12 protein-coding genes are annotated in these 12,936 nt (G+C 69.0%); 7 read left to right on the forward strand and 5 right to left on the reverse strand.

Annotation, left to right across the window (positions count from 1 at the left end):
* Positions 1 to 35 precede the first annotated feature (35 nt).
* Entirely contained in the window at positions 36 to 527 is a 492-nt protein-coding gene (locus ACIQGQ_RS04285) for a GNAT family N-acetyltransferase (RefSeq protein WP_402390465.1), read from the forward strand.
* 21 nt (positions 528 to 548) lie between these two features.
* Here ACIQGQ_RS04285 and ACIQGQ_RS04290 read toward each other — a convergent pair whose 3' ends face one another.
* Positions 549 to 2,636, reverse strand: a complete 2,088-nt coding sequence (locus tag ACIQGQ_RS04290) for a DHA2 family efflux MFS transporter permease subunit (protein ID WP_402390468.1) — start codon at positions 2,634 to 2,636, stop codon at positions 549 to 551.
* Between the two features lie 123 nt (positions 2,637 to 2,759).
* On the opposite strand from ACIQGQ_RS04290, the gene ACIQGQ_RS04295 reads away from it, so the two are divergent.
* Positions 2,760 to 3,887, forward strand: a complete 1,128-nt coding sequence (locus tag ACIQGQ_RS04295) for a peptidoglycan-binding protein (protein WP_402390471.1) — start codon at positions 2,760 to 2,762, stop codon at positions 3,885 to 3,887.
* A gap of 179 nt (positions 3,888 to 4,066) precedes the next feature.
* Positions 4,067 to 4,732: an HAD-IA family hydrolase gene (locus ACIQGQ_RS04300; protein WP_402390474.1), complete on the forward strand. Its 666-nt coding sequence runs from the start codon at positions 4,067 to 4,069 to the stop codon at positions 4,730 to 4,732.
* A gap of 309 nt (positions 4,733 to 5,041) precedes the next feature.
* Here ACIQGQ_RS04300 and ACIQGQ_RS04305 read toward each other — a convergent pair whose 3' ends face one another.
* Positions 5,042 to 5,776, reverse strand: coding sequence for an ABC transporter permease (locus ACIQGQ_RS04305; RefSeq protein WP_402390476.1), 735 nt, complete (start codon positions 5,774 to 5,776; stop codon positions 5,042 to 5,044).
* 268 nt (positions 5,777 to 6,044) lie between these two features.
* Here ACIQGQ_RS04305 and ACIQGQ_RS04310 point away from each other — a divergent pair, with 268 nt between their 5' ends.
* The 3 genes from ACIQGQ_RS04310 to ACIQGQ_RS04320 all read left to right on the forward strand — a co-directional run bounded on the left by ACIQGQ_RS04310 (position 6,045) and on the right by ACIQGQ_RS04320 (position 8,690).
* Positions 6,045 to 6,689 carry an HNH endonuclease family protein gene (locus tag ACIQGQ_RS04310; RefSeq protein ID WP_402390479.1) on the forward strand — a complete coding sequence of 215 codons (645 nt, stop codon included), beginning with the start codon at positions 6,045 to 6,047 and terminating at the stop codon, positions 6,687 to 6,689.
* A 677-nt stretch (positions 6,690 to 7,366) separates the two neighbouring features.
* Positions 7,367 to 7,822, forward strand: a complete 456-nt coding sequence (locus tag ACIQGQ_RS04315) for a DoxX family protein (protein ID WP_402390481.1) — start codon at positions 7,367 to 7,369, stop codon at positions 7,820 to 7,822.
* A 226-nt stretch (positions 7,823 to 8,048) separates the two neighbouring features.
* Positions 8,049 to 8,690, forward strand: a complete 642-nt coding sequence (locus ACIQGQ_RS04320; RefSeq protein WP_402390484.1) for a DedA family protein — start codon at positions 8,049 to 8,051, stop codon at positions 8,688 to 8,690.
* Here ACIQGQ_RS04320 and ACIQGQ_RS04325 read toward each other — a convergent pair.
* Both ACIQGQ_RS04325 and ACIQGQ_RS04330 read right to left on the reverse strand, forming a co-directional pair.
* Positions 8,677 to 8,901, reverse strand: coding sequence for a DUF2277 domain-containing protein (locus tag ACIQGQ_RS04325; protein WP_385204526.1), 225 nt, complete (start codon positions 8,899 to 8,901; stop codon positions 8,677 to 8,679). The two genes, ACIQGQ_RS04320 and ACIQGQ_RS04325, sit on opposite strands and share 14 nt — an antisense overlap.
* A gap of 51 nt (positions 8,902 to 8,952) precedes the next feature.
* A complete protein-coding gene (locus ACIQGQ_RS04330; RefSeq protein WP_402390487.1) occupies positions 8,953 to 9,165 on the reverse strand; it encodes a hypothetical protein in 213 nt (70 codons plus the stop codon).
* A 61-nt stretch (positions 9,166 to 9,226) separates the two neighbouring features.
* Between ACIQGQ_RS04330 and ACIQGQ_RS04335 the strand changes: the two genes are divergently transcribed.
* Complete coding sequence (locus ACIQGQ_RS04335; protein WP_402390489.1) at positions 9,227 to 9,463, forward strand: hypothetical protein; 237 nt, start codon at positions 9,227 to 9,229, stop codon at positions 9,461 to 9,463.
* 1,498 nt (positions 9,464 to 10,961) lie between these two features.
* Here ACIQGQ_RS04335 and ACIQGQ_RS04340 read toward each other — a convergent pair.
* A complete protein-coding gene (locus ACIQGQ_RS04340) occupies positions 10,962 to 12,710 on the reverse strand; it encodes a DUF262 domain-containing protein (protein WP_402390492.1) in 1,749 nt (582 codons plus the stop codon).
* Between the last annotated feature and the right edge of the window lie 226 nt (positions 12,711 to 12,936).

Below are 12,936 nucleotides of genomic sequence, written 5' to 3' on the forward strand. Positions count from 1 at the left end.
ACCGGGCGGGCGGGGGCCCGGCCACAATGCCCGGCATGACCTGGACCGTTGCCCCCGAGCCCTTCGACTCCCCCGACGCCGCGCTGCTGCGCCGCGACTACTACGACGAGGTGGCCAGCCGCTACTGGGGGCGGCCCGCCACCGTCGAGGAGATCGAGGAGGGGCTCACCGACGACGGGGCCGGCCTGCTCACCGGGGCCACCGGCCGGTTCGTCGTCGCCCGCCGCGACGGACGGGCGGCGGGGTGCGCCGGGCTGCTGGTGCTGGACGCGGGCACCGCCGAGCTGACCCGGGTCTTCGTACGCCCGGAGCACCGGGGCACGGGCGGCGGCGGGCTGCTGCTGGCCGCCGTGGAGGAGGCGGCGCGCGCCTTCGGCGTCCGCACCGTCCGGCTCGACACCCGCCACGACCTGGTCGAGGCTCGCGGGCTCTACGCCAAGCACGGCTACCGGGAGGTCCCGGCGTTCCACCGGCGGCAGTACGCGGAGCACTGGTTCGCCAAGGAACTGTCCGCTCCGGGCGTCTGACCACCACCGGCCGCCGCCGGCTCAGGTCGGCTCCTCGCCGGGCTCGGGCCGGCACCTGGCCGCGTGGTCGCGGTGCGGGGCGGGGCTGTGCGGGCGCTCCTCCTTCGACCCGCAGGTCTCGGCGGTCAGCTCCTCCACCAGCCGGACCAGGTCGGTCGGCCGGTCCGGCCCCCACCAGTCGCCCAGCAGCTCGGCCATGGCCGCCTCCCGGGCCCGCGCGAGGTCGACCACGACTTCCGAGCCGGTCTCGGTGAGCACCAGCTGCACGCCCTCGCGCCGGGCCAGTCCGCGTTCCTCCAGCTGCCGGGCCGCGTCGGTGACCGCCCGCAGCGGCACCGGGGTGGTGTCGGCGAGCAGGGCCGGTTCGACCGTGCCGTGCCGCCGGATGCGCAGCAGCATCCAGCTCGCGGCGGGCAGCAGGTCGTATCCCGCCCGTTCGGTGATCCGCTGGTAGATCTCGCGGCGCCCCGCCCGGGTCGCGAGGACCGAGAGGGCGCGCGCGCATTCGTCGTACGAGGACCGCTCCACCGGGTTCGACGCCAGGGTCTCGCTGACCTCCGGGGCCGTCACCGAGCCGCGCAGCTTGTCCTCCTTGAGGAACCAGGCGAAGACGAAGGCGACCAGCACGACGGGGGCCGCGTACAGGAACACGTCGGTGATCGACGTCGAGTACGCGTGGAGCACCGCGGGCCGCAGCGCGGGCGGCAGTTGTCCGATGGCGCGCGGATCGGAGGCCAGCCCGTTCACCCCGGCACCGGGCGGCAGCGGGTGTCCGGCGAGCGCGGCGGTGAGCTTCTCGGTGAGCCGGTTGGTGAAGATCGTGCCGAAGACGGCGACGCCGAACGAGGCGCCGATCGACCGGAAGAAGGTCGCCCCGGACGTGGCGACGCCGAGGTCCTCGTACGCGACGGCGTTCTGCACCACCAGCACCAGTACCTGCATCACCAGGCCGAGTCCGGCGCCGAAGACGAAGAAGTAGCCGCTCATCACCCAGGTGCTGGTGGTCTCGGTGAGCCGGTGCAGCAGCAGGAGGCCGATGGCGGTCAGGCCGGTGCCCGCGATCGGGAAGACCTTCCAGCGGCCGGTGCGGCTGACGATCTGGCCGGACGCGGTCGAGGTGAGGAGCAGGCCCAGCACCATCGGCAGCATGTGCACACCGGACATCGTCGGCGTGATCGAGTGCACCACCTGGAGGAAGGTCGGCAGATAGGTCATCGCGCCGAACATCGCGAAGCCGACGACGAAGCTGATGACGGCGACGAGCGTGAAGGTCCTGATCCGGAAGAGGTTGAGCGGGATGACCGGTTCGACGGCCCGGCGCTCGACGTACACGAAGGCGACCAGCAGCAGCACGCTCAGCACGGACAGGGAGACGATCTGCGCCGAGCCCCAGGCCCAGGTGGTGCCGCCGAGCGAGGCGACGAGCACCATGCAGGTGGCGACGGCGGCGATCAGGAACGTGCCGAGGTAGTCGATGACGTGCTTCTCGCTGCGGACCGGGATGTGCAGCACGGCGGCGATGACCAGGAGCGCGACGACGCCGATCGGCAGGTTGACGTAGAAGACCCACCGCCAGGTCAGATGCTCGGTGAACAGGCCGCCCAGGAGCGGTCCGAGGACACTCGTCGTACCGAAGACCGCACCGAACAGCCCCTGGTACTTGCCCCGTTCGCGCGGCGGCACGATGTCGCCGACGATCGCCATCGACAGCACCATGAGCCCGCCGCCGCCGAGCCCCTGGAGGGCCCGGAAGCCGATGAGCTGCGGCATGTTCTGGGCGACCCCGCAGAGCGCCGAACCGATCAGGAAGATGACGATGGCGGCCTGGAAGAGCTTCTTGCGGCCGTACTGGTCACCGAGCTTGCCCCACAGCGGGGTCGCTGCGGTCGACGCCAGCAGATAGGCCGTGACCACCCAGGACAGGTGCTCCAGACCGCCGAGGTCGCTGACGATCGTCGGCAGCGCGGTGGAGACGATGGTCTGGTCGAGTGCCGCCAGGAGCATGCCGAGGAGCAGTGCTCCGATGGCCACGAGCACGGACCGCCGGGAGCGCTCCGCACCGGGCGCCGGGGCAGAACCCGGGGCAGGGATCCTCGCATGCCGGGCCATGAACACCTCCTCGGGTCCGCTACATCCCTATCCTGTCCTTTCCGTACGGTTATGGCCTGCTGAGCGGGTGTACGCACCGGGGCGGGCTGCATAATCGCAGGGCTATCAAGGGGAGGGGCCACCATGACCGGACACATCTGCCCGGAGTGCGGTACGGACAACGGACCCGGCGGCGGGCCCGGCCACCGGTCCGCGCCCCGGCCGGGCTGCGCCTGCGGGCGCACGGCGGCGGAGCGGGACCGGCAGCGGTACGAGGAGGAGCGGCACCGGGCCGGGCGGGCGGCGGCCGACCGGGCGGAACGGGAGGCCGCCGAGGACTTCGACCCGCTGCGGATCCGGCCGTACGTGACCCTGGGGAACGACCTGTCCGCCCCGGACGCGCCCGGGACGGGGAACCCCGGGCGGGCCCGTCCGGCCGAGGCCGTGGAGGGTGACGCGGCCACGACGATGCCGCTCCGTATCGGCCCGGCGACGGCGGGCCCGCTGCCGGACGCCGCACCGACCGCCGCCGTCCCCGCGTTCGACGCCTCCTTCGGCACCCCGTCCGACGCCCCTTCCGACGCCCTTGGCGCGGCCGGTCGCCCCGGCTCCCCCACAGCCGCGATGCCCGCGCTCCCCGACGAGGACGGGGCGTCACGGCGCCGCCGCCCGTTCATGGCCGTGGCGACGGGGGTGGCCCTGATCGCCGTGGTGGGCACGGCGGCGTTCGCGACCGGGCTGCTCGGTGGCGGCGACGGAGGCGGGGACGGGGACCAGGTGCGGGCACTGCCCAGTACGGCGGCCGACCTCCCCGGCGCGGACGCCGACGCCACGGACCCGGCACCGCCCTCCGGACCGGCCTCCCCGACCCCCTCGGCCCCCGCCTCGCCCTCCGCATCCGCCGCACCCTCCCCCTCCGCCTCGGCCACCACGGAGCCGTCACCCTCCCGGCCCGCCGCCCCGCCCCCGCCGACCACCACCGCCCCCTCGGCACCGGCCGACAGCTCACCGTCGGACGCGCCGCCCGCCTCGCTGGCCGGGCCCTCGCTGCGCCCCGGGGACCAGGGACCGGCGGTGGCCGACCTCCAGCGCCGACTGGCGGAGGTCTGGCTGTTCCACGGGTCCTACGACGGCGACTACTCGAACCGGGTCGAGCGCGCGGTGCTCATCTACCAGTCGTACAAGTCCATCGAGGGCGACCCCGCCGGGGTCTACGGCCCCCGCACCCGCAGCGCCCTGGAGGCGGAGACGACGGGCCGGGGACCCTCCTGAAGAAACCAGGGGCATTCCCGAAGAAAAGAGGAGAGGAAGGACAGGGATTGGCTTTCCCGGACAGCTCTTTGTATCGTGATGAAACAAAGTAGCCTCCGCCCGCCACCCCTGACCGGCGGGCGAGGCTGCTTGACCCTTCTGTTCCGCCGCCCCCTCCCCCCGCTTCCTGGAGCCCGCCCATGCCGGCCACCGTCCTCACCACCCGCGCCCTCCTCCTGGACATGGACGGGACCCTGGTGAACTCCGACGCCGTGGTGGAGCGCTGCTGGCGGCGCTGGGCGCTCCGCGAGGGGCTGGACCCGGAGGCCACGCTCAAGGTCGTCCACGGCCGGCAGGGGTACGCCACCATGGCGGCCCTCCTCCCGGACCGCCCGATGGAGCAGAACTACGCGGACAACCGGGTCATGCTCGCCGAGGAGACCGCCGACACCGACGGCGTCGTCCCGATCGGCGGCGCCGCCGCCTTCATGGACGCGATCGCCGACCTCCCGCACGCCCTGGTCACCTCGGCCGACGAAGCCCTGGCCCGGACCCGGCTCACCGCCTCGGGCCTGCGTATACCTGAGGTCCGGATCACCGCGGAGAGTGTCGGCGCCAGCAAGCCGGACCCGGAGGGCTTCCTCAAGGGCGCGGCCGAGCTGGGCTTCGCCCCGGCGGACTGCATCGTCTTCGAGGACTCCGAGGCGGGCATCACGGCGGGCCGGGCCGCGGGCATGCGCGTGGTGGGCGTCGGCCCGCGCGCCGCGGCCCTCTCCCCCGACGCGCATGTGCCGGACCTGACGCACCTCCGGGTGGAGGCGGCCCCCGACGGCCGGATCCACCTGCACATCGGAACCGCCCGCTAGGCGCTGTCTTCGAACTGCCGCCCGCCGTGCGGCGCCCGGCCCTTCCCCGAGCTCTCGGCTCCGCTCGAGCAGGGGAGGCCCCATTGCCCGCCGCGTTGTCGGAGTCGTCCCCGTACGCCCAGTACGGGGACGATCCTCCGCCTTACGACCGAACGCACCGGACACCGCACGGCCCGGCCTCCGGCCGGACGACGGCACTGTGAAGACAGGGCCCAGGGCCTTTCGCCCGGAGGGGCGCGTACGCGGCCGGACCCGTAGCCGACGCCCCGACTTTCGGCGGCATCCCCCGCGCCGGAACCCGGCACCCCGTCACGTCCGGTGCAGCCGCCCCCGTGCGACCAGTTCGAGCACCACCGTCACGGCCACCGCCTGCACGGCCATCAGGGCCACCAGAACGAACAGCTGCACGGCGCCCGCCTGCACCGGCGAGGCGCCGCCCAGCAGCATGCCCACGAAGGCGCCCGGCAGGGTCACCAGTCCCACCGTCCGGGTCTGGTCGAGCCCCGGAAGCAGCGCGTCCGCCGCGGCCGGCCGGGCGATCTCCATCCGCGCGTCCCGGTCGAGCAGACCGAGCGCCATCCCCGCCTCCACCTCCCCGCGACGGGTCGTCAGCTCGTCCAGCGCGCGCCGCCCACCGAGCACGGTCGCGGTCAGCGCCCCGCCGATGAGGATGCCGACGACCGGGATCATCGCGATGCCCTTCACGGGCAGAAGCCCGGTGAGCAGCAGCAGCCCGACCACCGGCGCGACCCCCGCCGCGATCGGCAGCGCCGCCCACCACCAGGTGCCGTTGCGGGTGACCCGGCGGCCCGCGGTCCGCGCGGCCACGGCGTACATCAGTGCCACGAACCCCAGCGTCGGCGGCAGCGACCGCACCACCCAGCCGATGAGCAGCGAGACCGCGGCGAGCTGAACGGCCGCCCGCAGCCCCGCCAGCAGAATCTCGCGGGACCGCCCGAGCGAGGCCAGGGCGGCGACCCCGGCGGCCGCCGCGAGCAGCACGGCAAGCACGACCCCGAGGGTGATGTTGACCGGTAGCAGCACGCCGCAACTGTATGACCGGAAACGTCCCGGACACCCTCATGAACCGGCCGTCCGCGTCGGGGAACTGTCGTCGCATCAGCACGCACGCCCGCGCAGATACGGACGTACGCCCCCATGCCCCAGGCTTGTCGGCCAGACCCCTTGCTACTGACGTGCCCATGTCGCCACTCTGTTACCTGGCGCCCACCCCACGGAAACCCGGCGCCGCCACAATGGCCGGGCTTCACGGGTTGCCCGTCCAAGTTCCCCCCACATCAAGGGAGTTCGCATGTCCGGTGTCTACGCGCGTCGTATCGCCGCCGTCGCCGCGTCCGTCGCCATGGCCGCAACCGCCGGCCTGTTCACCGCGCCCACCGCCCAGGCAGCCATGCCCACGCCGGTCGCCGCCTCGACGGCCCGCACCTACCTGAGCCAGCTGACCGTCGCCCCCGAGGGCTCGTCGGACGGCTACAGCCGCGACAAGTTCCCGCACTGGATCACCCAGTCCGGCGCCTGCAACACCCGCGAGGTGGTCCTGAAGCGCGACGGCACGAACGTGGAGACGAACTCCAGCTGCGCCGCCGTCAGCGGCAGTTGGTACTCGGAGTACGACGGCGCGACCTGGACCGCCGCCTCCGACCTCGACATCGACCACATGGTGCCGCTCGCCGAAGCCTGGCGGTCGGGCGCCAGCGGCTGGACGACCGCCCAGCGGCAGGCGTACGCCAACGACCTGACGCGCCCGCAGCTCATCGCGGTCACGGACAACGTCAACCAGGCCAAGGGCGACAAGGACCCCGCCAAGTGGATGCCGCCGCGGGCCGCGTACAAGTGCACGTACGCGCGGGCCTGGGTCCACGTGAAGCACTACTACGACCTCACCGTCGACCCGGCGGAGAAGAGCGCCCTGCAGACCATCCTGAACGGCTGCTGAACCGGCAGAACCCCCGCTTCCCGCGCGCCCTCTCGCACCGGCCGGTACGAGGGGGCGCGCCCCTGCCCGGCATCTCCGCCCGGGGCCCTCGCCCGGCGCCACGACCCTCTCCGCGACCGCCCGCGCGTCGCGCCGCGGCCACCCATACGCTTTCGGTCAACTACGGTCACCCGCCGGTCGCCATGCGTCCACCTCGGACCCACCCGGTCGACGACATCGGTTCTCCGGCACCGCGGAAGGCCCGTCCGGCCCGCATTCCCCCCTTGACCGCTCCCCCTCCTCCGGACCGCACCCCCGCCACCGCGGCCGCCACCGCCATTGGTCCACCCCACCGCCCCACGGGGACCGCCCACCTCCACCGGACCACATGCCCGTCGGACGGACATCACGCCACCCCCGTGGTCCAGAACCAGCGGATCATGACCGGACACCCCCTCCAGCACCCGCCCACCACCTCGCAGGCCTGGCCGGAAAGTTACGCCGCCATTGGTTCAGGCCAACGCCGGGAGGAGAGGTTCGCAGATGGCAGGGGGTCCCGAACGAAGCGCGACCGAATTACGCGAGACATTTTTTGGTCAGCCATCAGAAATGTTGAACTTGCAAGCATTAATAAGGTCTCCCTAATCTGGAGCGCCCGATCGGTTCACGTCCCCACCCGACCGAAGGAGCCTCCCCCCATGCAGACCCATCTGCGCCAGGCCCAGCCCTACGTCCTCGGCCTCTTCCGGATCGTCATAGGCCTGCTCTTCGCCTGTCACGGTGCCGCCTCACTCTTCGGCATCCTCGGCGGCGCCATGAACGGCGGCTCCATACCCGCCGGCACCTGGCCCGGCTGGTACGCGGCGGTCATCCAGTTCGTCGGCGGCGCCCTGGTGGCACTCGGGCTCGGCACCCGCGTCGCCGCCCTGATCTGCTCCGGCTCCATGGCGTACGCCTACTTCACCGTCCACCAGCACGAGGCGCTGTTCCCGCTCCAGAACGGCGGGGAACCCTCGGCCGTCTTCTGCTGGACCTTCCTCCTGCTGGTCTTCACCGGCTCCGGCGCCCTCGCCCTGGACGGGCTGTTCGCCCGGGCCGGCGCCGACCGCAGCGAGGGGCGCGCCCCCGAGCAGGCACCACCCGTATCGGTCTGACCGCACCCCGCCACCCCGGCCCGCACCGTCCCGGCACACCGCCCCGAGCCTCACGCGCCCCCGGAACCAGCGCATTCCCCGTTCCCGGGCGCGCGTGAGGTTCCCAACATCGTTCCTATTTATAGATCACCGCATGAACGGCAGGCGTACGCTGTACAGCTGACCCTGCCGCTCCTGTCCGCTCCCCCGCGACGTCGCGGCGTTGTTCCGAATCGGGGAGTAGAAGGTGCTTGAGAGTCTGGGCGCGCTGATCAGCAGTCCATGGATCTACGGCCTGGTCGCGCTGTCGGTGCTCCTGGACGTCTTCCTCCCGCTGCTGCCCAGCGGCGTGCTGGTGATCACCGCCGCCACGGCTGCCGCCGCCGGTACGACGACCGTCGCGGGGGCCACGGCCGCACCGGCTGCGGAGGTCCCCTCGCTCCTCGTCCTCATCCTCTGCGCGGCCACCGCCTCGGTCCTCGGCGACCTCGTCGCGTACCGGCTGGCCTGGCGCGGCGGCGAGCGCCTGGACCGGGCCATCGCCCGCTCGCGCCGCCTCACCTCCGCGCAGGAACGCCTCGGCGCCGCCCTCGCCCGGGGCGGCGGCGCCCTCGTCGTCATAGCGCGCTTCGCCCCGGCCGGGCGCTCCGTGGTCTCGCTGGGCGCGGGCGCCGCGCACCGCAAGGCGAAGGAATTCCTGCCGTGGTCGGCCCTGGCGGGCGTGGCCTGGGCCGGCTACAGCGTGGGCCTCGGCTACTTCGGCGGCCAGTGGCTCGGCGCGACCTGGGTGGCCACGGCCGTATCGGTCCTCGCCCTGTTCATGGCGGGCGCCCTGGCCGCCTTCTTCATGCGCCGCCCGGCGGCGGAAGCGGCCTCTACGGCGCCCTGACCGCTCCCCGCACCTCCAGGCCGTCCAGCAGTCTGGCGGTCGCCTCGGCGATCTCCTCCACGGCCCGGTCGAACACCTCCTGATTGTGCGCGGCCGGGGCCCGGAAGCCGGACACCTTGCGTACGAACTGCAGGGCCGCGGCCCGGATCTCCTCCTCGGTGGCCTCTTCGGGGAGGGCGGGCGGACGCAGAGTCTTGATGCTTCGGCACATGCCCCCAGTGTGAACCGCACCACTGACAACCGCCCCGCCCCACCGCGTCGGCTACCGCGCGGGAATCCGGGTCACCTCGGCGACCTCGCAGGTCATCTTCCCCGGAACCTTCCCCAGCCCCTGGGCGTTCTCCACCGCCTTCCGCCCCGCCTCCAGGTCGGTCACCGTCGCGAGCCCGGAGGCCCGGCGCGTACCGTCCCCGTCCAGGAACTCCACGGAGACGATGTACGACGCCCGGTCGTCGGCCCCGTTCACGATCTCCACATCCGCATCCGGCCACTCGGTCAGTGAGTCGACCCGGCACCGGGTGATCCGCACATCGCCCTTGGCATCCACCTCCCCGGACGACGGCGCCTCCGCCGACTCCTCCGAGGGCGCCCCGGAAGCCCCGTCCGCCGAGGACCTGGCCGCCTCCGGCTTCAGGCCTCCCGACGAGGACCCCCTGCCGCTCAGCACGGCGATCAACACACCAACGGCCAGCAGGACAACCACCCCGCCGACCACCGACAACGAAACGATCAACCCGGTACGCGACTTCCCCGGCGGCTGCTGCTGCGCATAGCCGTACGACATGAATCCCCCCTGGGACATCACCGACGTGAACAAGACACCCTTGCCCGAACCCCACGCTACGGCCCACCCCCACCACCCCCGCGGATGCGGGGTGGTACCGAGGACGTCGGTCACCGGCTCAACACCGCGGGCGGCCGCAGCCCGACGGATGCGCTACGCGGGGGTCGGCATCGGCGCCAGCCATGAGAACGGCCCTCCGATCGCATGCGACCGAAGGGCCTGGAACAGGCTCTCGCCTGCGGTTTCCTACTGGTGGGCGCGGACGGTTTCGAACCGCCGACATCTGCTTTGTAAGTTCGACCGCGCTATCTCCTCGCCTGGGTAGCGAACCTATGGCACGGTGCAGCGCGTACACCGGGATGCGATCAAGACTGCTCCGGTCTGCCGACGTTGCCGTCAGAGACTGCCGTCAAAGAATGTCAGTGGCGCGGCCGTGATAGCACACGCGCCACTGACATGCGGTTGAACCAGTCCTTGGGCGATCGGATTCAGCTATCCAATAGGCGTCGGCAGTGCACGGTGAAGGTAGCCACGGCTTCGTGGCTACGATCTCTGTGATCGACTAGCTCGCTTAGGGAGACCGACCAGCCTGAGGGAAGCGTGACTTGTCCTTCCCTTGTGGCTACGGCGACGTCGAGACTGTTCGCCCATGTGTATAGCTCTGTAATGAGCTCACCAGCTTCGTTGGACGCTTCTTCCGGGCCTTCAAGAGCAATCAGACTCTCAGCTTCGCCCAGCCTGTGCATTACCTCACTGAACTGTTCGGAGAGAGCAGTAGAGGACGGGGCACGGGCTTCGAAAGCATCTTGCGCGCTGCTGCCTAGCCTGAGAGCTTCAGAAGCTTGCATCACAAGCTGACTGTAGGCGTCTCGCCGCTGCTGGCGACGCCAGTGCTCATGTTGGTTCCGTCTCTGGTCTTTCCCGGTCAGTCGCGCGGCCCCCAGGGTGCCCACGACGCCGATCAGTCCCCCAACCGCGGCTCCCACTAAGCCTGCTATGCCCTGATCCATGGCAGTAGTAAAGCTCACTGCGTCTGCTCATGGAGCGAAGAACGACGCTGAGGCGGTCACCTCAGTAGTCATCTGAGTTCTGAGGCTTCTACAGAGCCGCCGTCAGAATTCGGACCCGAGACCTACGCATTACAAGTTGTCCGATCTTGTTCCACGGACGTCCACCGACGCCCTCCAGGGTGGCGAATCCCCTGGTCAGGACGTCTCGCAGACCTACGCGGACACGGGTGGACAACTGCGGATGTGGCAGCAACTGAGACTGAGACCGCTTCGTCCCGAAGCAACCTGGGGGAGTGCTCGACCGGGGCCTGACGCCCGCCGGCCTGGGTTGATCGTCCCTCGGCATCCGTGGTTGTCCGTGATGGTCTGTCTGCATTGCCACGCAGACAGACCATCACCGGGATGCAGCCGGGCAGTCGCCCTTCTGATCCGTAGCTCTAGCCGGATCGGTCAGTGACGGCCATACCGGAGTTTGGCTTACCTCGCCGCTTTACCCCGAGTCTCTGTTGACTGGCTCGGAATTACAACATCTCCTTCTCTTTCCAATGTGCGCACTTCATCCGCTGCCTCCACCACGAATTGTGGCCAAGCCCAGATCTTCTTGATGCGCTCACCCAGCAACGTCTGCCGGGAGTCGACCGCAGCCTCATTCCAATCGGTGCAGTTTGCCACCTCTTGAGTGATCAGCAACTCCGACTCTGACAGGTGCTTCCTTTTTTCGGCGAACGGCGCATTCTTGATCCTTGTATTAATCGCTCGCGAAAGAAGAGTCAGATTTCCCAGTTTGCTGACATATTCGGCATGACTCGCCCACCTATACTCACTGCGAGGACGTTGGGGATAGACATGCTCGACGTGCACCTTGGGAGGGCGTTCGACTTTAGTCTCTTCACCGTTCCTGAGGGACATTTCAATCTCCTTAAGGAGATATCTTGCCGAGGGTGTGTCGAGACCTCTCAGCCCGCTCACTGCCGCTTCGAAGACATTGTCGTCGGCGCTTTCTCGCAGAAACGCAGAAAACACCCTTCTAACATCTTTGCGCTTATGGAGATCTACGGCAGCGGAAAAGACGATCCGCTCCATCTGAGATCCATTCCGTTTGGCCACGATCCCTTCACGCGTGTAGTACGTGATTGCAGCCTCCACAAGCCCGGAAAAATTCTCCTCCCCCGAAGCGAGTCCACTCAGAAAAAGCGGATAGAGCATCTTTGCCTTGAGGGAGAATACATCTTGGAGCACATCGCGGACCCGGGCATCCTGGAATTTTGCGCTGATGATCCGAACGTAGTCCTTATGCGCGTCAGCGAGGTCGCGCATAAATTCAAGACTGGGAGTTGCGTCCTCTTCCATCCGGTCACGGATTGCTCGGTAGAGTCTTTGTGACTTGATGTCTCCATGCCGAGAAGTCCAATAATGCCGCAGAAAGTCGTCGACGTCCACCGACGAAGACTCGTCGAGAATTTGGTGCCAGAGACTGATGATTTCCTCGCGATCAGGCTCAGCAGCCCGGCGCAAAACGAAGTTCCTCAGCAAGTCCACTGTGGAGAGCCCCAAACCTCGGTCGTTTAGGGTTTCAAAAATGCTGGCCGCGTAACGTTCGCTTGCGCACGTAACGGTCACCGTAGTCAGGTGATCAACAATCACATCTCGCAGGAAGATGAGCCATTGCTCCCTCTCCCTTTCGTCAGCCTTGGTAGCTAGGACGTTAGCGAGTTCAAGGTCAAACTTATTGCGCGCCTCATTAATCAATCTCTGACTGCGAGTCTTTGCTTCCACCTCGGCTCCGGACTCTTCCTGAATGCGCCGCCGGAAGTAATCGCGATCATACCTGCTCAGCCGCAGAGAGGGGGCGATTTCCCCGGTGCGATCAGCTTCTTCAGCAATGTATTTATCCTGTGTTTTATCCGCCACTCGCCTATTCAACGGCCGCAGATGATCCCGGATGGCCGAGAGGAGGATTACCGCGGTCGCCAGTCGCTGCTGCCCATCCAACAACTCAAAATGAGAGGGGAGATCAACTCTGACCATGGACCCCAGGAAGTATTCTTCGTCCGCCATATCTTTTCCAATAAGGCCGTCTGCGAAATGCACGACGTCCTGCCAGAAATAATCTACGTGGCTAGCGGTCCAGCTGTAGTCCCGCTGGTAGTCAGGGACTGATGTCTTCTTCGTGTCATTGAGAAGCTGGCCAATTGTTTGCTTGGACGGCTGGTAGATGAGGCTCATGTTGGACTCCTCGACCGGGACGGCGTTGCTGAGGAAAGTTAAGTCGACCTCTCCACGGCATCGCAGGGAAACCGAGAAACCGGCAAGAGGAAGCGAGGGCGTGACGTGCCCGGCCCGGCTCTAGGAGCCAGCAGGGCTGGCCTCACCGCTTACCAGCACTACCCAGCAAGGACGGGTGGGGGCCACTACGGCAATGGAGTGTCACGGGCAGGATGTGAGGGAGCTG

This window comes from Streptomyces sp. NPDC092952, assembly GCF_044754785.1.
Taxonomy (GTDB): Bacteria; Actinomycetota; Actinomycetes; order Streptomycetales; family Streptomycetaceae; genus Streptomyces.

Coding starts and splice junctions, on each gene's coding strand:
- ACIQGQ_RS04285 (WP_402390465.1), top strand. CDS start 36: ATGACCTGGACCGTTGCCCCCGAGCCCTTCGACTCCCCCGACGCCGCG.
- ACIQGQ_RS04290 (WP_402390468.1), bottom strand. CDS start 2,636: ATGGCCCGGCATGCGAGGATCCCTGCCCCGGGTTCTGCCCCGGCGCCC.
- ACIQGQ_RS04295 (WP_402390471.1), top strand. CDS start 2,760: ATGACCGGACACATCTGCCCGGAGTGCGGTACGGACAACGGACCCGGC.
- ACIQGQ_RS04300 (WP_402390474.1), top strand. CDS start 4,067: ATGCCGGCCACCGTCCTCACCACCCGCGCCCTCCTCCTGGACATGGAC.
- ACIQGQ_RS04310 (WP_402390479.1), top strand. CDS start 6,045: ATGTCCGGTGTCTACGCGCGTCGTATCGCCGCCGTCGCCGCGTCCGTC.
- ACIQGQ_RS04315 (WP_402390481.1), top strand. CDS start 7,367: ATGCAGACCCATCTGCGCCAGGCCCAGCCCTACGTCCTCGGCCTCTTC.
- ACIQGQ_RS04325 (WP_385204526.1), bottom strand. CDS start 8,901: ATGTGCCGAAGCATCAAGACTCTGCGTCCGCCCGCCCTCCCCGAAGAG.
- ACIQGQ_RS04340 (WP_402390492.1), bottom strand. CDS start 12,710: ATGAGCCTCATCTACCAGCCGTCCAAGCAAACAATTGGCCAGCTTCTC.